The sequence below is a fragment of the Limnospira sp. PMC 289.06 genome (assembly GCF_032350395.1).
In the GTDB taxonomy this organism is placed as follows: Bacteria; Cyanobacteriota; Cyanobacteriia; order Cyanobacteriales; family Microcoleaceae; genus Limnospira; species Limnospira platensis.
The window spans coordinates 74,480-95,028 of the sequence record NZ_JARPLC010000002.1 but is presented as its reverse complement, the minus strand read 5'-3'; the positions used below and the strand labels follow the sequence as shown (position 1 = coordinate 95,028).

Genomic DNA, 20,549 nt, shown 5'->3' with positions numbered 1-20,549 from the left:
TCAATGATATCACCATAATTGATGACTGTCATTATTGAGTTGTAATTAAAAAGTATTTTTAAAGTAATTAAAAGGTATTGTTAAGGTAATTTTGATTCAGAATTTAAGATCTAATTAATAATTAGAACCTCCTCTATGGTTACTCTCAAGGTTTACAGATATTGACGGTTAAGGGTAAAATGGTATAAAATATTACAAATTGGCGAGGCGATCGCAACTGATAGTTCCAATATTTTGAGTGAGAAGGTACTTGTACCACTGGATATAAAGAAGCATAAAGTTTTGTAACTAATTGTATCAGATACAGGGGAACTCAGGGAATCGCGGATGATGTAGTCCTCAGAAATATGTAAAATTGACTTAGCTGGTTAAGTAGGTGTGCATCGATCGATGTTTAATCCCAAAACTGCTAGTTAACACTTTTAGCCCTAATGATTGTTATTTTATGAATACCTACTTGCATCCATCGAAATTACTATCGCTCTGACATTAAATTTTATGAAAGTTGATGAAGCACTAGAACTGGTTGAAGCCGTCCTTGACTATCGCTGTTTGAATAAAATTCAAGAAACAGTATTTCGTCAAACTTGGGACGGTAAGTCTTATCAAGAAATTGCTGCGAACACAGGTTATGAACCGGACTATGTTAAAGATGTAGGGGCAAAACTCTGGAAACTTTTATCAGAGGCTTTTGGAGAAAAAATAAAGAAAGATACATTAAAATCTGTACTCAAAAAATATTTACATAATTCTCAAATTAATATCCAAAGACAATTGGTAATTGAGTTAAACCTTAATGGGGCAGATTTAAGCGGTTTAAATTTGAGTAGTTCACAGTTAGTCGCCAATTTAATTGAATACAAAATTGATAATGTTTCTTTTTACAAGAAAAACAATTATTTGCCTAAACAATCTATCGTAAAAAAGAAATATAAATGGCATGAAATTAGCTTCGCTAGACCTGAGAATGCAGAAGTAGCTGAAATATTATATAGATTAGGTATTGCTTTTATTGCTGATGCTAAATTGTGGGAAAGCGACCAAGTAAATTTAGTCAATTATGGGATAGATTTTTTAATATTTTTTCAAAGTAAATCTGGGGTTTTAAATTTTAAATCAGATGAGGATACCAAGCCATCAATGGATTATCAAAAATTAATAGATAGTGGCAAAATCAATTATTATGCAGAATATGATTTGATGGTATATGCTGAAAAATTAGAGGAAGTAGTTCATAATTTTCTGGCGACACTAGCCGGAAGTTAATGCTCATTACCCCCTGTTTCTCCATTGGAAAGGGCAAGTTTCTCAAGCTAAAAATAACATCGCCACGCCGAAAATGGCGACTAATGCGCCCAAAATCGCCCGCCAACTGACACGATCGCCCATTGCTATAGCGATCGGCAATACAAACAGCGGACTGGTAGAAGTCAGAGTTTGAGCAATTCCGGCGGCGGTAAATTTGAGGGCGGTTTGCTGTAACCAAATCCCCAAATAAGTCCCGAAAAATGTCGCGACAATAATGATTCCCAACACGCGCCGGGACTGCAAAGGCTTGAGTAAAGCGGCGGGGGATAACCGCTGAATTGGCAGGGCTAAAACCAGCACCCCCACGCCGCCCACAATTCGCAGCAGGGTACTCCACAGGGGACTGATGCCGCTTTGGGTGAGTGCCAAATGGGATAAAATCGCTCCGGTGGACTGGGATAAAGCCGCAATACTGCCAAACACCAAGCCCCGCGTTAGTCTTAGGGGCATTCCCACGGTTTCCGCCGCCCTTTCGGTAATTACCCAGGCGATACCCAACACGGTCAAAAAAATTCCCCCCCACGCTGTCGGGGAGAGTCTTTCCCCCAAAAATATGAAGGCAATTAATGCGGTCAGGGGAGGGGCGAGGGTTTCTAACAGCAACGCCCGCCGGGGACCCAGACAATTAAGGGTCGTAAAAAAGGCGGTGTCTCCGATACCTATACCGATGATGCCACTGAGGGGAAGCAAGCCGAATACCCAGGGGGAAAATTCGGGCAATTCACCCCCCGACTGGAGGGTGATGGTGAGCAATAATAGACCGATCGCAATTCCGCCTTTAATCAGATTCAAACCCAAGGGAGGAATTTGGGTGCCGACATTAGCATAAATGACTGATGCGATCGCCCAAAATAACGCCGCCACTAGAGCCGAAATTTCCCCCGGAAATTGGGTAAATATCATCCTTCCCCGGTAATCGATAATCCTTCCACCCAAACCCGAGGAGAAACGCCGCCATCTGTGAGTTTAACTTCTGATTCCACACAGACAATAGACTTGAGTAGTTGTTTAATATCTCCAGCCACGGTAGCCGACTCAATACTAATGCGATCGCCTCCTTTAATCATCCAACCATCAAAGGGTAAAGAAAACGAGCCTTGTAGAGACTGTACTCCCGAATGGAGGGCGTGCAACTCATCAATCCAGATCACATTATCAGCCGTATCAATGTTGTAAGATCCGCCATTTTCAGCACTTCCCGGAGCCACACAAAAGAAATTCGGACTCACCGACACTTTCGCCCCCATATTACCATTCCCAGTAGGTTGAGCATTCAGGCGGCGGGCGGTAATCGAACTATGGAGAAAGTTAGTCAATACACCCTCCTTAATTAGCGGCACTTCTCCCGTCGGTGTTCCCTCACTATCAAAGGTAGTCGCTGCGATATTTTTATGGTGCAATTCGTAATCACTAACCGATAACATCGGAGAAGCGATCGCCGTCCCAATTGATTCCACAGTAGACAAACTCTGGCGGTCTAACACACTCTGGGCATTAAAAATATTAGAAAACGCCGCCAACATACTCAGAAAAGCCTCTGGGGAAAACATCACTAAATAGCGCCCCGATGTCATCTTTTCATAATTCAGATGACTGATAGTTTTAGCCGTGGTTTCCTGTAAGCATCCCTCAATATCCAACTGTTCCAAACTGCGACCCAAACGGTAAGCACCCGCACTGCGAGGCTTTTTACCATCTTCTTCCGTTTTGCTATATAGATAAATCGAGGCATAAGAAAGATGTTCTTGTCGTAAAGCCCCCTCACTGTTCACATAAAACCGGACTAAATCCCGTTGTGACAACCCATTATAGGGAACTCCCACAATTGCCGGATGGCTATTTAATAACTTTTGTTCCGCCTCCAGTAAAGTTTCTAACAGCGTATCCATAGGGGCAGCTTCCGCAGTGCGATCGCCCATTTCTTGTATCGGAGAAGTAGCCAAAGGACTAAAATCGGGGATATGTTCTTTCGCCCCAAAGTTACTAGCTTCCGATGCCGTTTGCAAAGCCAACTCCAAACCCTTGGGAGTCGTGTCATTAGTAGAAGTCACCCCCAAAGAGCGATCGCCATTCCACACCCTCACCATAATACTAGAACGATGGGAGGCTTTCACCTGTTTAGGAACCCCTTGATTAACTTGAGCGCTACTCGATTCTACCGTCGCACCAAACACATCAAATTTTTTGATTCCCAATTTACTCGCCGAATCTTTAACTTGGCTAATCAAACTGTCAGTATTCATCATCTATCTAATTAATCGCTGCTTTGTTGTAATTACTGTTTCACCAAAGAACTCAGAGTTAAATTCCCAGAACCTTATCGAGGCGGGTTAAGGGAAGATCTAAAATTGATCACACCCGAAATACCCGACCCCGCCATTTATCTTCCTCCCACAGTAATACCATCAACCTTAATATGAGGTTGTCCGACCGTCACATAGACGCTACCGCTGACCGAACCGCAGAACCCCGCCGCCAGTCCGATATCTTGGGAAGACATAGAAATATTGTTCATAATTTCCGTAGCGTAACCGATTAAAGTTGCACCTTTGAGAGGCTTAGTAAGTTTACCATTTTCGATGAGATAAGCCTCCTCCACCGCAAAGTTAAACTTTCCGGTATCGCCGACACTACCGCCACCCATTTTTTTACAGTACAAACCGCGATCGACTGATGCAAATAGGTCATCAACAGAATAGTTACCAGGCGCAATATAAGTATTACGCATCCGGCTGGCTGGTGAATATGTGTAGTTTTGGCGGCGACCGCTTCCGGTTCTGGGATTTCCTGTGCGTCTTTCACCAGCGCGATCGCACAGAAAATTTTTCAGGATACCATTTTCAATTAATAGAGTACGCTGGGCAGGCATTCCCTCATCATCCATATCGATAGTGCCAAATGCCTGCTCCGACAGACCCTCATCCCAAGCCGTCAGATTTTCGTGGGCAATTTTCTCACCCTTCTTATCAGCAAAAGGAGTTGTTTTTGTTTCAATAGCGGTAGTTTCCAGTAAATGCCCACAGGCTTCGTGGAAAATCACCCCACCGAAGCGGTTAGCCATCACCACCGGATAATAGCCAGACTCCACATAATCCGCATAAAGCATTTTACCCGCAGATTCTGCCATATCTTCCGCATCAGTTTCATAGTCCCAACTTCGCAACCCATCCGGGCGACTGGTACTACCGCCACGTTTACTGATCGAACAGCGATGTTCGCCATCTGCACATAGGATAAACGAAACCTGAGATTGAGTCAATCGCACATCCCGGGCAAAAGTGCCATCACTAGCGGCCACCAGAACCTCTTGCCAATCTCGGAAATAGGACGCGCGCCGAGATTGAACGTGGTTAGCCTTTTTGAGTAGTTGGGCGTTAGCTGCTAATAGGATATCCCCCATCTCTTGCATCGAACTACATTCAGCCAGCCAGCCTTCTTTGCCCTTAGAGGTCGCGTAATCCCGCAATAGTTCCAAATTGACCGAAGGAACGAATCCCACCGCTCCAGGAAGCTGTAAACCCATGATAGACAAGGCTTTTTCTAGGGCTGTACGCAAGCCGCTAAAGGATAAATCATTGGTACTCACATAACAATCTGCATTCCCCTTAAAGACCCGAATACCCGCCCCTAAAGATAGACTGGGGGAAACCCCCGTAATGCCGTCATCTTCAGCCAAGCAACTGATCACATTATTGCGCTCTAGGAAAAATTCTACCAGGTCAGCCCCAGCAGCGCGTCCCAAGCCTAGGAGGGTAGACAGGGGTGCTTCCCAACTGTCATCAAAGCGGTCTAATAGGGGGGAGTAGGTCAGGTTAGGGAGTTCTTTGGTTAGGAGTAATGTACTGTTCTGCATGAATGATGGTTTTGAGTTATCTATCTGTCTTATTATTAACCATTCTAGTTGTGACTGGTCAGTTGTGGCTTCTGGGTTGCACTTAATGGGAGGGGCTTGTTAAGCTATTGGTTAGCAGCGCCTCGCTAAGTTATTGTCAACTTGATCAGGAATTGGGCTGAGTCTAGCCAGCCTTCAATAGCCTGATGGTCTGATTATGGCTTTGGTCTGCTTTGGTATCGATAAATTCCCCTATCACTGTACCTTTGTAAACGGAGGAGATGGTTCTGTGTCAACCCAAACCGTAGAAAAGACTTCTACAAATCGAAAGTTAGCGCCACGCTATCGGGTTCTGCTCCATAATGATGACCATAACCCCATGGAGTATGTGGTGCAGGTACTTATGAGTACCGTTCCCGGCCTGACTCAACCCCAAGCTGTTAGTATTATGATGGAGGCTCACACTAATGGGTTGGCTTTGGTGATTACCTGCGCCCTCGAACACGCTGAGTTTTATTGTGAAACTTTAAAAAATCATGGCTTGACCAGTACCATAGAGCCTGACGAATAGTGGTAGACTGCTCTGATGGAGCATGATTTCAACTGCAACGCGCGATCGCTTGTTTAATTGTTTAATCTATCTAACCTAGTCCGCCGCCCTGTCCCGGTTCGGTTGGGGCTGTTTGTGATTCTATTGCTGCTAATTTGGCTTCCCCTGGCTATTCCTATTTATTGGCTAGGGGGCGACCCCAATTGGGTGAGTATCATTACCTTAGTTTTGCTATATTGCCAGTTTTTGGTATTACTGCAATGGTGGGGAAAATCCGTTTATGGTCAGCCTCGAATGTGGCGGGTTTGTGGTCTCGAAATTAGTCGCCACAGCGGTGAGGGTTTGTTAATTGGTTTAGGTTTGGGTTGGGTTGGGGTTCTGGGAATATTTGCGATCGCCACTTGGTTGGGCTGGCTAAGGTGGGAACCTTTCCCCGCTAATTTCCCGATCATTCTCATGGAGAGTTTATTGGTATCTTTGGGGATAGGCTTTGCTGAGGAATTGTTGTTTAGAGGTTGGTTACTAGAGGAACTACGGCGGGATTATTCCCCGGTAAAATCTCTGTGGGTGAGTAGTGTTATATTCGCCCTACTCCACTTTATCAAACCTTGGGAAGAAATTGTGCGAACCTGGTTACAATTTCCCGGTTTATTGCTATTAGGGATAATTTTAGTTTGGGCAAAAGATGCCACTCGCACCCCTAATAATCCTCACGGTTCTTTGGGATTAGCTATCGGCTTACACGGCGGTTTAGTTGGTGCTTATTATATCATAAATGTGGGGGAATTAACCACTAATTTAGGAACAGTTCCCCCCTGGTTAACTGGCATTGATGGCAACCCCTTAGCCGGCTTATTAGGGTTACTGGGTTTAGGGGCGATCGCCATCATTATCCGACAGCTTAACCCCCCTTCTACCAAGCCGGATCACAATAGAGATTAATAGTCATTTTTTCCTTTCCCGCTGGTACCGAACTAATACAAGAGCAGATAATTTCTCCATCATCTAATTCCACCTCGCAGGCATGACACGAACCCATTAAACACCCCGTCGGGATTGAAACTCCCGCCCGATTAGCCACTTCTAATATAGGTTCTCCTGGTTCAGCTTCCACAGTCACCTTATCAGGCAAAAATTCAATTTTCATAGTCGCTCTCCATTATGATTTAACAGTTGTTAATTAATCAGATATTGACTAATTTCCCGTAATATGAACCACCAGTTCTCGATAGGAGCCACGGCGGCGATGTTCCCACAGATATAGCCCTTGCCAAGTTCCTAATACTAGCCGTCCTTGGGAGATGGGGATTTGTTCAGATGTATTAGTTAAAACACTACGAATATGGGCAGGCATATCGTCGGGTCCTTCCGCGCTGTGGATGTAGTAATCTCCTTCTGGCACTAATTTAGATAGGAAATTTTCCAGGTCTTCTAACACATCAGGATCTGCATTTTCCTGGATAATGAGACTAGCAGAAGTATGGCGGATAAAAACCGTACAAAGACCCGTTTGGATCTGAGATTTTTCCACAGCTTCCTGAATATAACGGGTAATTTTAGCCAGAGATTTCCCCTGGGTCTTAATTTTCAGAAAGTGTTGATACTGATTCATCAAATCCTCTCCATATTGACATCCTCCCCAGTCTAAAGGGGCGGGGATTCCTAGTAAGTAAGGGTTCCTACGGGCGACTATTTCCAGCAGGTTATTTGTGAACCCGTCCCTACAATTCACGGACGGACCAATGGAGCTTTCCGCCCCAAAACCCGCAACACAAAAAGCAAGTTTAGCCAAATGTCCCCCGGTGGAAAACTTGAATTTTCCGCCTTAATTTTCGCCTTGTGGCTGGGGAGACGATCTAGTGTCCCAGTTTAACCTCGACTATGTTAATCTTGAACTTATGTTACAGCCTATAGCTAGATTATATCGTGGCATCACTATCAATCAAGCCGAAAAGGTCGCTCAGAGGGGAATTATCAGGTTATTCTTGGCATTTACCGCCTCTGACCCACCCTACAGGGCTACCTACTATGGATCAACCCTAACCGCTAAAGAGTGCGTCAGTCAATGTTTCTTCCAACTCCACCCAACCCCGATCCGTTAGTCCTTACCCTTAGTGTTAGCGCCATGATTAGTATGGTCGCCAGTTTAACCTTAGTTAGATGGCGAAAACCCGAAAGCCCCGAAAGAAGAGACACTATCAAGCGATCGCCGTCTTTCCTACAGCAGATGGGTTGTATTGTAATTGTACTATCTTTAGAGGGCAAGATTGTCGAGTGGAATCATGCCGCCGAGGAAATTTCCGGCTATCGACGCGAAGAAGTCATAGATCGCAATTATTGGATGCTATGTTTACCAGAATCAGTGCGTGATGGGATTAAATTCCGCTATCTCGAAGCGATCGCCACGCAACAGCCAGTTCATGTGCATCATATCCTATTGGGTAGTGACCGACGACAACAGCAAGTTCATTTCAAAATAGTTCCTTGGCGTAATTATTGCGGGGATATTTTAGGTGCGATCGTCACCGGGGAAGCTGTAGCCTGTAGTCCAGATGGTTCATGTCAGGAAGAATTAGAATGTGAACGACTACAAAAATTGATCTCCTACCTTCCCCTACCCATCGCCATGTTTGATACAGAAATGCGATACCTGGCTTATTCAGAGGGATGGATTCAGCATTTAAAGCCCCAGATGTACTCATTAATCGGTTGAAGTCATTATGATGTATTTCCCAACGTAAAAAATGACTGGAAGTTAGCCCATAAAAAAGCCTTGCGCGGCGAAAAAGTGTCGGCTTTAGAGGATTCCTGGATTCGTGAGGATGGTTCTCTGATTTATCATGGTTGGACTGTGAGACCTTGGTATCGTAATTCTGGAGAAGTTGGCGGAATCATTTTAGTGATTATCCCCTTAAATAATCTAGTCGAAACTCGCAACGCTGCTTTAGATGCCGTTCAATTCAAGTCTCGATTTTTAGCGCAAATGAGTCATGAAATTCGCACCCCCATGAGTGGAGTTTTGGGGATGGTTGAATTGTTAATGCAAACTCATCTCACACCCCAACAAAAAGATTACACCCAAACCATTTATCGTAGTGCCAAACATCTATTAACTGTCATTAACGAAATTCTGGATTTATCCAAACTAGAAGCCGGAGAAACTCACCTAGAATCCCATGACTTTGATTTACAAGATTGCCTAGAAACCGTTGTGGATCTTTTGTCGGTGAAAGCTGAGGATAAACAACTAGAACTAATTATTTTGTTGGAACCGAATATTCCCAGATATTTAAAAGGTGATGGGATGCGTTTACAACAGGTTCTCATTAACTTGGTAAATAATGCGATTAAATTTACCCAATCCGGTCATATTATTATCAGACTTACTCCCAGATTCATTAATCAAGATCAGATTAATATTTACTTTTCCATAGAAGATACAGGTCTGGGGATTTCTGATGAACTTCAACCCCAATTATTTCAGCCTTTTTCGCCCGCTAGTTCCGCCACCAATCGTCAATATGGTGGCACGGGATTAGGTTTATCAATCTGTCAGCACTTGGTGAATTTAATGGGGGGTGAAATCGGCGTTAATAGTCAAGAAGGAGACGGTTCTATTTTCTGGTTTACCGCCAATTTTTTGCCATCGGAATTGTCAGAAATTCCCGCCCCTAAAGAATTAGAAAATCTGAAGTTATTGGTAGTTAATAAAAGTAGTTTAGTTAGGCAGTCAGTTAGCTGCATAACTCAGCCATGGGGTATACAAGTCGATGCAGCAGAGACCGCTAAAATCGCCTTAGATAAATGGCATCATCAACAGGCTGAAGGTTCCCCATATCATCTGATTCTCATGGATTTGGAGTTGCTAGACCGCGATGGTGCTAAATTACTAGGACAGCTTTATAAAACCTCTAGTGATTCCTCAACTCGGTTAATCTTAATGAGTGGTATTAGTCAGCGTAATCGCGCCGAACAGGTTTTAAATTTAGGGAATTTTGTATATCTAGTCAAGCCGATCGCCCCCCTACGATTGCTGCGAAGTTTCGCCAATTCCCTCCAACTTGATATCCCTAATTTAGACGATCGCCTTGAACAATCTTGGGATGATATATTGATGCGATCGTCCTTTCCCAAAACTCCCACACCACCATCTTGTCATCTCCCCACCTTTGAGGATAAGCTGAAGGCTTTTATACCTCTAAAAATTCTCCTAGCTGAGGATGACTTAGTTAATCAGGAAGTGGTTTTGACTCAACTGCAACAATTAGGTTATACCGCTGATGCTGTGTGCGACGGAGAAGCAGTTTTACAACATTTGGAAACACAGCATTATGATTTAATCTTAATGGATTGTCAGATGCCGATTTTAGATGGTTATGAAACTACCGCCAGAATTCGCCGTCGCCAAAACTCCCAACGACCTCCTATTATTATCGCTTTAACTGCTAGTGTAATGCCTTCCGATCGCGATCGCTGTATAGAAGCGGGAATGGATGACTACATCACTAAACCTATTGATTTACAGGCTTTAGTAAACTTGATTAATCGTTGGGTTCCCGTTTGTCTGGAAATCCGAAATCAAACACCCACCAAAGCCCATGATCACCGACTTTTAGATAGTCCGGTTGATTGTCCCGTTGATAGCGATCGCCTCAATAAGTTATTTAAGGGAAAAACCGAGTATAAATATCGTCTCTTAACAACCTTTATTAATCAAGCACAACAACGAATTGACACCATCAATAAAGCGATTAATACCTCAAATTTTGCCGACATTAAACAGCAAGCACACGCCCTCAAAGGGTCTAGCGCCAATTCTGGTGTCTTCCACATTCCCGCCATATCTCAGGAGTTAGAAAACCTCGCCACCCAACAAAACCTCGAAGCCATCCCACCCCTAGTCAAACAGCTTCAGCATCATCTCAACTCGGTGGAAGACTTTGTGGAAACCATGAAAAATCCATAAGCGATCGTCTTCTGCGTCCCACCTGATAATTGATAATTGTAGGGTGCGTCAGACCGATAAAAATAAATAAGAACCGGATAATTCTGAACTGACGCACCTGTGTTAATTAGGTTTTCCTAATCTCAGAATTAAATTTTCACCCCCTGTAGGGTGCGTCAGACCGATAAAAATAAATAAGAACCGGATAATTCTGAACTGACGCACCTGTGTTAATTAGGTTTTCCTAATCTCAGAATTAAATTTTCACCCCTCGAATCGAATCATCTAACAACTCCATAGGATGCTTGAGAGTAACCTGCTTTCCTTGTAATTCCAGATGCTTCTTAATTTGCAAAGAACACCCTGGGTTAGCCGAAGCAATTACAGTCGCCCCAGTATTCAGCAGATTTTGTACCTTTTGCTGTCCTAACTCATCCGCCACTTCTGGCTGTAACATATTATAAACCCCCGCGCTACCGCAACACAAAGCCGCATCGACAGGTTCTCGCAATTTTACCCCAGGAATTTGGGTTAATAACTCCCTCGGTTGAATGCTAATTTTTTGTCCGTGTAACAGGTGACAAGCATCCTGATATACAATAGTTAAATCTTCCCCTTCCACCAAAGGAGATAAATGCGCCGTTAACCCCACTTCCGCTAAAAACTCCTGTACATCGCGGACTTTACCTGCAAATTCTTTCGCCTTGTCTCGATATTCGGGATCATCCCTCATAATGTGACCATATTCTTTTAAAGTATGACCACAACCGGCGGCATTAATAATAATAGCATCAACCCCAGTGTCAGCAAAACTATCAATCATTTGTTTAATCAAAACATGGGATTGTTCAGTTTGTCCTTGGTGTTCAGGAAGTGCGGCACAACAGCCTTGGGATTTAGGGATAATCACCTCGCAACCATTAGCTGTTAATACCCTAGCGGTGGCTTCATTTACCGGGGAGAAAAATAGCCTTTGTACACAACCTAAAATCATCCCGACTCGATAGCGTTTTTCCCCTTGTGCGGGAATGACTGTGGGTAAATTGTCCTGAAAAGCACTAGAGTTAATTTCCGGCAAAATTGATTCCATCGCCGCCAGTCGGGGGGAGATTTTCGGTAATAATCCCGTAGACCGCACGAGGTTTTTAATCCCTAATTTTTGATATAAATACAGGGGAACTAACAGGGGACGCAGACGGTCGGGATAGGGAAATAAGCTGAAAATCAATGTGCGAATTAAGCGATCGCCTAAATTTCGGGGAACATTTCTTTCCACCTGGGGACGGGTGGCGGCGATGAGTCGGTCATATTGAACCCCAGAAGGACAGGTGGTGACGCAGGCTAAACAACCCAAGCAACTATCAAAATGTTCGCTGGTGGCTTTAGCAAGGGGTGCTTCTCCCTTATTAATAGCATCCATCAGGTAAATTCTACCCCTGGGGGAGTCCATTTCTTTACCTATTACCCGATAACTAGGACAGGTGGCTAAACAAAACCCACAATGAACACAGGTATTAATTAAGTCTGGCGGCGGCGGATTATTCTGGTCAAATCCCGGAAAATTTGCCGAGGGTTCTAGGTGGGGGTTTTGGTCTAAAAAGTTGCTTTCTTTGGCGGGAATTTGATTTAAATTGGTCTCGGAGGACTGATCAAAAGTTTGCATCTTAATGGTATTTATGATTAAACTACGGAGTTAATTCGCCGAACAATCGAGCATTTAAAGACCAGCAATAAATCGCTGATAATTCAGAATATTTTGGGGGTCAAATTGCTGCTTAATCTTAGCCATGAGGTCTAAGGCATTTCCCCTGTATCCCCAAACTTCTATTTGTTGTTTAATGGCTAATGGTGCTTCTAAAACCGACAGGAAACCACCTTGATTATTACACCACTGCCGCAGATTTTGCAACCTATCTGGTTGAGTCTGATCAAATCGGATGAATCCCAACCCACTGCTACCATGAATGACGGCGGGAGTTTGACATTTCGCCAAAGTTGTCGCCGCCTCGGTGGGAGTAATGCCGACTTTACAGATGATGCGATCGCTATGGGAACCTTGCCAAATGTGCTGTTTTAATTGCTGCCAAAAATCCCCGTCATTTTCTCTGATAATAGTTGAGTTTAAATGAAGTTGATTGGCTAATTCTACCAGGCGATCGCTTTGTAGTTCGACACTTTCCCGGATACTTTGAAATCTGACAGCCAAACCCATCGATTCTACCCCAGACAGGCGATCGACTAATTGCGGCGACATTAAATCCATAGCCACCGGAGTCAAAGCCGAGGCTAAGATAGTTTTAAAACCAGTAGCGATCGCATCTGAATCTCCTGTTAACAGGACAGTATTTGATGCTTCTAAACAGGGATATAAACGCAGGGTAACTTGAGTAATAATGCCCAAAGTTCCGACGGAACCCGTTAGCAACTTCATCAAGTCATAACCCGCCACATTTTTAACTACCCGACCCCCAGCTTTAGCAATTTTACCATCAGACCGGACAAAAGAAATTCCCAGCAGCAGATCGCGGATACCCCGATATCGATGACGCAGAGAACCACTATCTCCAGTAGCAATAATTCCGCCAATAGTAGCATCATCCTGATAGCAGGGGTCAAAAGCTAGGAATTGTCCCTGTTTAGCCAGAATTTGCTGAAGTTCCCCATATCCCATTCCCGCTTCTACCGTTACCGTTAGGTCTCCCACCGCGTGTTCAACTAAGCGATTCATTTTCTGGGTACTAATAGCAATAGAGGGGTTTTTGACCTGGTTTCCCCAGGTAATTTTGCTACCTTTCCCAAAGGGTAAAATTCCTAACTGGTGCTGTGCCGCATAGGCGGTTATTGCAGCTAATTCCTCCTGAGTGGGGGGATACAGAACGCATTGAATAGCTGAACCGGGGGCGATCGCAGCTTCGAGGTTAGCACGGACAGATTGATCTAGGTCGTCCCAAGTACATAGGTTACTGTTGGCGGCGACGGTGGCTATTTCCTCTAAGTTCAGAGGTTTTGATGTCTGGGATAATTCCTGACTAGCTATAGACATCGCACAGATTTAGTGATTTTACACTTCACTATAGCAGTTTTAGGAAAATCTGCCCCTCTCCCTACCTTGAACTACAGAGAGAGGCGGGCTTTTTTGGATATGATAATTGTCAAATCATGCTAAGACTACAGAGGGACGAGGAAGCGATCGCCCTTACCTGATATATAGCAGATTTCAGCTCTGTCCAGCACAGTCCAAAGCCCCTCTCCCTTTTTGGGTGAGGGGTTTGGGGTGAGTGGCTGTAGCCTAGGTTAATCCGAAAGGCCATATGAATAAATATTAAGCACTGTTAAATTTTTATTAAATTTTAACCGCAGCCAAAGCATCAATTAGGCTTTAGGCAGTCCATTTGCTGGAAATTCTAACTATTATCAAAATAGGATAAGATAGATCTGAATGCTATGTCAGCTCTACTGATTTGGGTGCAGTATCTGGCCATTGACCAGATATATGTTGTCTTGGGGTAGATAGGGATCACCGATTATTCAAGCAAAACTTAGAACAATCAGTATTGCTGCTAGGGCTTAATAAGTATATATCGGGAGGTATTTTATGATGATAAATTCTCGATTTTAGGAAGGATTGGAGATGGGATAAAATTAGCTTGAAGTATGAACTTATGAAAACATCAATTCCTCAGCGCGGACGTTATGCGATCGCTTCAGGACAATTAGGAGCGAGTTTAGTGGAACCCCTACACAGACTGATTGTTAGCCATCAAGAATGGATGGTAATGCAGTTACTCCAGTGTTGGGGTCAGACGACTAAACCATCAATTGTAACTCATTTACGCTCCGTGCAGGGTTTAACTTCCCGCATTTCCCTACTATTAATTGAGATGACTGCAGATCTCACCCCAGAATATTTAGTTTCTGATATGGAAGAACATTTACAGGCGCTGGGGGGAATAAGTGCGATCGCTCTGTCACCGGAAGCCAATACGGATATCTCCGCCGCCGAAATGGTGGAAACTCTCCAACAATATAGACAATGCTATTTAAATCTGATTAAGTTAGGAGAATTTAGAGTCGAACAGGAACAGCTATTTGCCCAAGTAGTCGGGGATTTCTTTACAGCCTTTGACCGGCAAATTTTCGCCCAAGAAAAACAGCGTAAATATCAGACTATTATTGACCAATATTTTGATGGGAGTCTCCACGACAATATTAATCATATTAAAGCCAGCGAAATCCAGAGAATTTTTAATGCTATTAATATCCCCATACTCGTACTTAATCAAGAACATCAAGTTATTTTTGGCAATAGGAAAGCCCATGAAACCTTAGTGGTCAATTCGGAAATACCCTCAGAAATTGACACCTGGCTGAGAAAGCGATCGCCTCAAGCTGCTACTAATCAATCAGAAATAGTCGAAGAAATTGCGATCGCCAAAGATGATATCACCCAATGGTTTTGCCTGAAACTCTACCCAATGGATAGTCAAGACTGGGGGGATTTAAGAGCGATCGCCATCTGTGAAGATATTACCCTGCGTCACCGGAAAGCCGAACGACAGCAGCTACAGCAGCAGCACCTAGAGGAAGTTCAAGCCCTGACCAAAACGGGAAGTTGGTGTTTAAATATGAACACCGGAGAAATGATTATATCGGATCAATTATATCATATTTTAGGGGAAAATCCGCAGAATGTATCAATAAATTTTGAAGATTTTTTGAACCACATTTATATAGATGATCTATATAGTTGGGTGCAAACCTATAGCCAATCTTTATTTACTCAACAGAATTACAGATTGAACTATCGAATTATACAACCAGATAGTTCTATGCACTGGGTGAGCCAACAATCGACTCCAGTGAGCGATCGTCATAATAAAATCACCCATATCACCAGCATTATCCAAGAGATAGACAGTCACCAAATCGCTAACCCTTCCATCACAGCGGAAGCCGCGCTAAGGGAAAGCGAAGCCCGTCTGAGAACCATCATCAGCACCAGCACCAACGGTTTAGTAGTAGTAGACTGTCAAGGACGCGCCCTATTCATTAACCCCGCCGCCGAGGCTTTATTCGGTCGCCAAGCCAGGGAACTCGAAGGGGAAATGATAGGTATTCCCTTAGTGACTAAAGAATCAACCGAATTAGAAATCTTCAGACATGATGGTAAGCTAAAAATCGTCCGTATGCGAGTAGTAGAAATTTCTTGGGAACAGGAAACAGCCTATCTAGCATCATTAACAGATATTACTGACTTCAAAAAAACCGAAGATCAACTGAAAATGTTTTCCCGCGCTTGCGATCAAAGTCCCGTCTCCATTGTGATTACGGACTCCGAGGGGGATATTCAGTATGTGAACCCCAAATTTGAAGAAATCACCGGATATAAAGCAGCAGAGGTAATGGGTCAAAATCCTCGCATCCTTAAATCTGGCTACACCACAGAACCAGAATATGATGTGTTATGGAAACAGATTACATCCGGTAAGCAGTGGTCTGGGGAGTTTCACAATAAGAGAAAAAACGGAGAACTCTTCTGGGAACACGCTTCTATATGTCCGATGCGAGATGAGGAAGGTTATATTACCCACTTTATCGCAGTTAAAGAAGATATTACTCAACAGAAACATAATGAGGAAATTTTAGCCCATCAAGCTAACTATGATGCTCTCACAGACCTACCGAACCGGACTTTAGTTTTTGAGAGACTGCGACAAGCAATTATCCAGGCTCAAGTTAATCATAGTAACGTAGCGGTGATGTTTATTGACCTAGATCACTTTAAAAATATTAACGATACCCTAGGTCATGAATTGGGAGATTTTTTGTTAAAAGAAGCGGGGATGAGATTGAAAGGATGTCTCCGCACAACTGATACAGTAGGACGACTTGGTGGTGATGAGTTTTTAGTGATTATCCCCAACTTAGATGACCTGATACAGGCTGAGTATATTGCTACTCAGGTCTTAGGTGTATTGGGTGAACCCTTTAATTTGTGCGGTGAAGAAGCATTTATATCAGCCAGTATTGGCATTGCTAGTTATCCCCAAGATGGCAATAATGCCAGTACATTAGTGAGAAATGCAGATACGGGTATGTATGCAGCCAAGCAGGAAGGTCGTAATGTTTTCGCATTTTTTACCCAAAATATGAATGATGAGGCTCAAAGTCGCATTATCATTGAAAATCACCTTCGTCATGCCATAAACAGAGATGAACTATCTGTGGTGTATCAGCCTTTTATTAATCTGGCTACTGCTCAAATTGTTGGGGCTGAGGCTTTGATGCGTTGGTATAATCCGGAACTAGGAAATATTAGACCTGACCAGTTTATTGCTATTGCTGAAGAAAGTCGGTTAATTGTAGATTTGGGAGAGTGGATCTTATCACAAGCCTGTCAAGAGGTGGCTATTTGGCATCAACAGGGAAACAGCGGGTTATGGGTGGCGGTGAATATGTCTCCCCGTCAGTTACGAACTCCTAATCTGGTGAATGTGATTATAGAGGCGATCGCTAATAATGGTCTGAGTAGTGATTGCTTAGAGTTAGAAATAACCGAACGTTCCCTAGTGGCAGAAGTTCCCGGAGTGCAAAGTTTAATTAAACAACTGCATAGCCTGAAAATTCGTTTGGCGATCGATGATTTTGGCACAGGTTATTCCTCCCTCAGTTATCTGAAGCGATTTCCTTTTAGTGTCTTGAAAATTGATAAATCATTTATTTCCGACCTTCCTGATGATCAAGATGCGATCGCCCTAGTCAAAACCATGATTACTATGGCTCATGGGTTAGGCTTAGTCGTGGTAGCAGAAGGCATTGAAACCAGCGCCCAACTCGACTTTCTCTGTAATCAAGGATGTGATTATGGTCAGGGATATCTATTTAGTAAACCTCTACCACCCGCCGAATTTAGGGCTTATCTGCAAAAGAACAGTTAATCCCAACCGCGTACACTTCCCTACCTCACCCATTCGCTATCATCTCAAAATATGGTCACTCTAGCCAAGCCTGCTATTTTCGCTAATCCGCAATATACCCACAACCGATGGTTAAAACATCATCCCTGCTAACTCAACAAAATCTCTATCATGTTCCTATTTACACGATAGCCGATACTGCCCGCTATCTTCATATCCCCCTACCTACCCTCAAAACATGGGTAAATGGACGCAGCTACCCCACCCAAAAAGGAGATCAAGACTTCTTACCCCTCATCCAACGCCCTCAACCGAATATTCGCCAACTCTCCTTTACCAACCTAGTTGAAGCTCACGTCCTCAGAGTCATTCGCACCGTTCATAACGTCCCCCTTCGTCAAGTTAGACTCGCCCTCGACTACATAAGCGAACAATTTAAAACAGAACATCCCCTTGTTCAAAAACAATTGAGCACCGATGGGGTTGACATTTTTATCGAACAATTTGAACGGCTAATTAATGCCTCCCGTTCGGGACAATTAGCCATGAAACAGGTCTTAAATAATCTGTTAACTCGCATAGAATGGGATGAACAAGACATCGCCTCTAGACTCTTCCCTATGATCAACGATCATAGCCACAACTTCCGGGATAAAGTCTTAATCATAGATCCTAATATTTCCTTTGGTAAACCTACCATCACCGGAACAGGCATTCCCACCAAAATTGTCACTCAACTTTTTGATGCCGGGGACTCTATCGAGGATATTGCTGATGATTATAACTGCCAACCCTGGCAAATTCAACAAGCGATTTTATTTGAATCTAACTCACAGGCTGCTATCGGTTAATTTTACCATAAATCGTTATCTATTATTCCACTGTCACCGACTTAGCTAGGTTGCGAGGTTGGTCTACATCTAAGCCCCGTCGTGCCGCTATGTGGTAAGCTAACAATTGCAGGGGAATAACTGTGAGAATGGGTGATAATAACTCATCCACTTCCGGCACTGATAATAAATCATCAAAAATCTCGGCTGACTCCCCGCTGGTTTTAGGTGTGACTCCAATTAATCTAGCATCCCTGGCTTTAGCTTCCTGAGCATTAGAAATCACCTTTTCATAAACCATACCAGGCATAGCGATCGCCACTACCGGAACCTTATCATCCAAAAGAGCGATCGGACCGTGTTTCATCTCTCCCGCCGGATATCCTTCCGCGTGAATGTAGCTGATTTCCTTGAGTTTTAAAGCACCCTCCAACGCGATGGGAAAATTAATTCCCCGACCCAAGAAAATAAAATCCTGAGTATCACTAAAATCATGGGAAAGTTCCCCAATATCCTGTTCATGATTGCCCAGAATCAACTCAATTTGAGAAGGAATTTGTCGCAAACCTTTAATAATTTCCTGAATGCGAGGTATCGATAAAGTCTGCCGTCGCCAAGCCAAATCCAAAGCCAACAAATAAAAAGCTATTAATTGAGCCAAAAAAGTTTTAGTAGCCGCCACCCCAATTTCAATACCCGCCCTGGTATCAATCAAATGTGGAACCATTTGACCTAAAGAACTTTCCGGGCGATTAGTAATGCCTAATAAACGGGGAGCAAACGCCGCCCCAGCATTTATTCTGCGTTGCTGTTCCATAGCCAACGCCGCCAAAGTATCAGCAGTTTCTCCCGACTGAGTAACCCCAATAGTCATGGTATTAGGTCGCAGTGGAATTGGCGAATAACGAGCCTCAGAAGCATATTGCACAGTTGTTGGTAAATCCGCCAACTGTTCTAATAGATATTTCCCCACCAAACTAGCGTGCCAACTTGTACCACAAGCCAATATTTGCACCTGTTCCACACCCTCACATAAAGCATTAGGGAGGTTCAAATTAATCGGAGAATCACCACTATTAACACTGGGAGATTTGGAGGTTTTGCTAGGCTCAGGAACCTGCCAATCATCGTGAATATAGGCATTGAGACAGTCTCGCACCACCCCTGGTTGTTCGTGGATTTCTTTGAGCATAAAATGCTTAAAGACTTGCTTTTCTACCAGAGTCGGACTCCAGTTAAGAATACGGGGCTTTTTATTAAGACGTTCACCCTCAAAACTGTAAACCTCCACCCCTAAAGGAGTCAAACGAGCCATTTCCCCGTTATCTAAGCTGAGAACAGCTTGGGTATAGGGAACTAAAGCGGGAGTATCAGAAGCGCAGAAAAATTCTCCTTGTCCTAAGCCAATGGAAAGGGGTGCTTGTTGGCGGGCGACAATTAACTCATTGGGATAGTCTGCACATAAAACAGCGATCGCAAAAGCCCCATCCAAACGCTTAACCGCGAGACGCACCGCCTCAAAAAAAACCGAAGGGGAACCCGTTTCCGGCTTAGATAGATGTGATAAAAACTCAGAAATCAGATGAGGAATTACCTCCGTATCCGTATCAGATTTAAACTCATATCCCTTTCCCTTCAACTCTTCCCGCAGTTCCCGATAATTTTCAATAATGCCATTTTGAACCACCGCCACCCGTCCATGGGGGTCTAATTGTGGGTGAGCGTTATATTCTTCTGGTTTCCCATGGGTAGCCCAGCGGGTGTGACCAATACCAATTTGGGCAGGCATTTCCACCTGGCTTAACTTATCGCGTAGATTATAGAGTTTACCCTTAGCCCGAATATAATTAATTTTACCTTCCCAGACCGTAGCGAGTCCAGCCGAGTCATAACCCCGATACTCCAGTTTTTCCAATCCAGACATCAAAACATCTGTAGCGGTTTGAGTGCCGATGTAACCAACAATTCCACACATTAGTATTTGGTACTCCTCAAACTTAGATCATTGGGGTTCGGGGTAATTATAGCATAATTGTTGGAGAACCCGTAGGTTGGGTGAAGCGTCAGCGGAACCCAACAAGGAACTGTTGGGTTGCACCCAACCTACTTATTGAACCCGTAGGTTGGGTGAAGCGTCAGCGGAACCCAACAAGGAACTGTTGGGTTG

16 protein-coding genes are annotated in these 20,549 nt (G+C 43.7%); 8 read left to right on the top strand and 8 right to left on the bottom strand.

From position 1 onward, the window contains the following. Window positions 1-498: 498 nt before the first annotated feature. Complete coding sequence (locus P5674_RS01200) at window positions 499-1,266, top strand: hypothetical protein (protein WP_315669729.1); 768 nt, start codon at window positions 499-501, stop codon at window positions 1,264-1,266. A 42-nt stretch (window positions 1,267-1,308) separates the two neighbouring features. Here the strand turns inward: P5674_RS01200 and P5674_RS01195 are convergent, their stop codons facing one another. From P5674_RS01195 to P5674_RS01185, 3 genes are all read right to left on the bottom strand, one after another. Next, window positions 1,309-2,211, bottom strand: coding sequence for a DMT family transporter (locus tag P5674_RS01195; RefSeq protein WP_315669728.1), 903 nt, complete (start codon window positions 2,209-2,211; stop codon window positions 1,309-1,311). Further along, window positions 2,208-3,554 carry a TldD/PmbA family protein gene (locus P5674_RS01190; RefSeq protein ID WP_014277444.1) on the bottom strand — a complete coding sequence of 449 codons (1,347 nt, stop codon included), beginning with the start codon at window positions 3,552-3,554 and terminating at the stop codon, window positions 2,208-2,210. Before P5674_RS01190 ends, P5674_RS01195 begins: the two co-directional genes overlap by 4 nt. Before the next feature lie 134 nt (window positions 3,555-3,688). Further along, window positions 3,689-5,161, bottom strand: coding sequence for a TldD/PmbA family protein (locus P5674_RS01185; RefSeq protein ID WP_014277445.1), 1,473 nt, complete (start codon window positions 5,159-5,161; stop codon window positions 3,689-3,691). A gap of 268 nt (window positions 5,162-5,429) precedes the next feature. Here P5674_RS01185 and clpS point away from each other — a divergent pair, with 268 nt between their 5' ends. Next, window positions 5,430-5,711, top strand: a complete 282-nt coding sequence (clpS, locus tag P5674_RS01180) for an ATP-dependent Clp protease adapter ClpS (RefSeq protein WP_006619677.1) — start codon at window positions 5,430-5,432, stop codon at window positions 5,709-5,711. A gap of 57 nt (window positions 5,712-5,768) precedes the next feature. Next, on the top strand, window positions 5,769-6,632 hold the full coding sequence (locus P5674_RS01175) for a CPBP family intramembrane glutamic endopeptidase (RefSeq protein ID WP_014277447.1): 864 nt from the start codon (window positions 5,769-5,771) through the stop codon (window positions 6,630-6,632). On the opposite strand, the gene P5674_RS01170 is transcribed toward P5674_RS01175, so the two are convergent. Together P5674_RS01170 and P5674_RS01165 are read right to left on the bottom strand one after the other, a co-directional pair. Continuing rightward, window positions 6,604-6,837, bottom strand: a complete 234-nt coding sequence (locus P5674_RS01170; RefSeq protein ID WP_006619679.1) for a 2Fe-2S iron-sulfur cluster-binding protein — start codon at window positions 6,835-6,837, stop codon at window positions 6,604-6,606. The two genes, P5674_RS01175 and P5674_RS01170, sit on opposite strands and share 29 nt — an antisense overlap. Window positions 6,838-6,885: 48 nt before the next feature. Next, window positions 6,886-7,302 carry a secondary thiamine-phosphate synthase enzyme YjbQ gene (locus tag P5674_RS01165; RefSeq protein ID WP_006619680.1) on the bottom strand — a complete coding sequence of 139 codons (417 nt, stop codon included), beginning with the start codon at window positions 7,300-7,302 and terminating at the stop codon, window positions 6,886-6,888. A 247-nt stretch (window positions 7,303-7,549) separates the two neighbouring features. On the opposite strand from P5674_RS01165, the gene P5674_RS01160 reads away from it, so the two are divergent. The 3 genes from P5674_RS01160 to P5674_RS01150 are packed head-to-tail and all read left to right on the top strand — an operon-like array spanning window position 7,550 to window position 10,656. Beyond that, window positions 7,550-7,792, top strand: coding sequence for a hypothetical protein (locus tag P5674_RS01160; RefSeq protein ID WP_014277449.1), 243 nt, complete (start codon window positions 7,550-7,552; stop codon window positions 7,790-7,792). A gap of 23 nt (window positions 7,793-7,815) precedes the next feature. Further along, complete coding sequence (locus P5674_RS01155; RefSeq protein WP_014277450.1) at window positions 7,816-8,403, top strand: PAS domain-containing protein; 588 nt, start codon at window positions 7,816-7,818, stop codon at window positions 8,401-8,403. Between the two features lie 60 nt (window positions 8,404-8,463). Beyond that, entirely contained in the window at window positions 8,464-10,656 is a 2,193-nt protein-coding gene (locus P5674_RS01150) for a response regulator (RefSeq protein ID WP_234933510.1), read from the top strand. Between the two features lie 235 nt (window positions 10,657-10,891). Here P5674_RS01150 and P5674_RS01145 read toward each other — a convergent pair whose 3' ends face one another. Both P5674_RS01145 and P5674_RS01140 read right to left on the bottom strand, forming a co-directional pair. Further along, window positions 10,892-12,298 carry a (Fe-S)-binding protein gene (locus P5674_RS01145; protein WP_006619682.1) on the bottom strand — a complete coding sequence of 469 codons (1,407 nt, stop codon included), beginning with the start codon at window positions 12,296-12,298 and terminating at the stop codon, window positions 10,892-10,894. 54 nt (window positions 12,299-12,352) lie between these two features. After that, window positions 12,353-13,678: an FAD-binding oxidoreductase gene (locus tag P5674_RS01140; protein ID WP_006619683.1), complete on the bottom strand. Its 1,326-nt coding sequence runs from the start codon at window positions 13,676-13,678 to the stop codon at window positions 12,353-12,355. Between the two features lie 619 nt (window positions 13,679-14,297). Between P5674_RS01140 and P5674_RS01135 the strand changes: the two genes are divergently transcribed. Both P5674_RS01135 and P5674_RS01130 read left to right on the top strand, forming a co-directional pair. Beyond that, window positions 14,298-17,573 (top strand): EAL domain-containing protein, encoded by a 3,276-nt coding sequence (locus P5674_RS01135; protein ID WP_315669727.1) that lies wholly within the window; start codon window positions 14,298-14,300, stop codon window positions 17,571-17,573. A 107-nt stretch (window positions 17,574-17,680) separates the two neighbouring features. After that, on the top strand, window positions 17,681-18,403 hold the full coding sequence (locus P5674_RS01130; protein ID WP_006619685.1) for a DUF433 domain-containing protein: 723 nt from the start codon (window positions 17,681-17,683) through the stop codon (window positions 18,401-18,403). Window positions 18,404-18,425: 22 nt separating this feature from the next. Here P5674_RS01130 and glmS read toward each other — a convergent pair whose 3' ends face one another. Beyond that, window positions 18,426-20,357 carry a glutamine--fructose-6-phosphate transaminase (isomerizing) gene (glmS, locus tag P5674_RS01125; RefSeq protein WP_006619686.1) on the bottom strand — a complete coding sequence of 644 codons (1,932 nt, stop codon included), beginning with the start codon at window positions 20,355-20,357 and terminating at the stop codon, window positions 18,426-18,428. Between the last annotated feature and the right edge of the window lie 192 nt (window positions 20,358-20,549).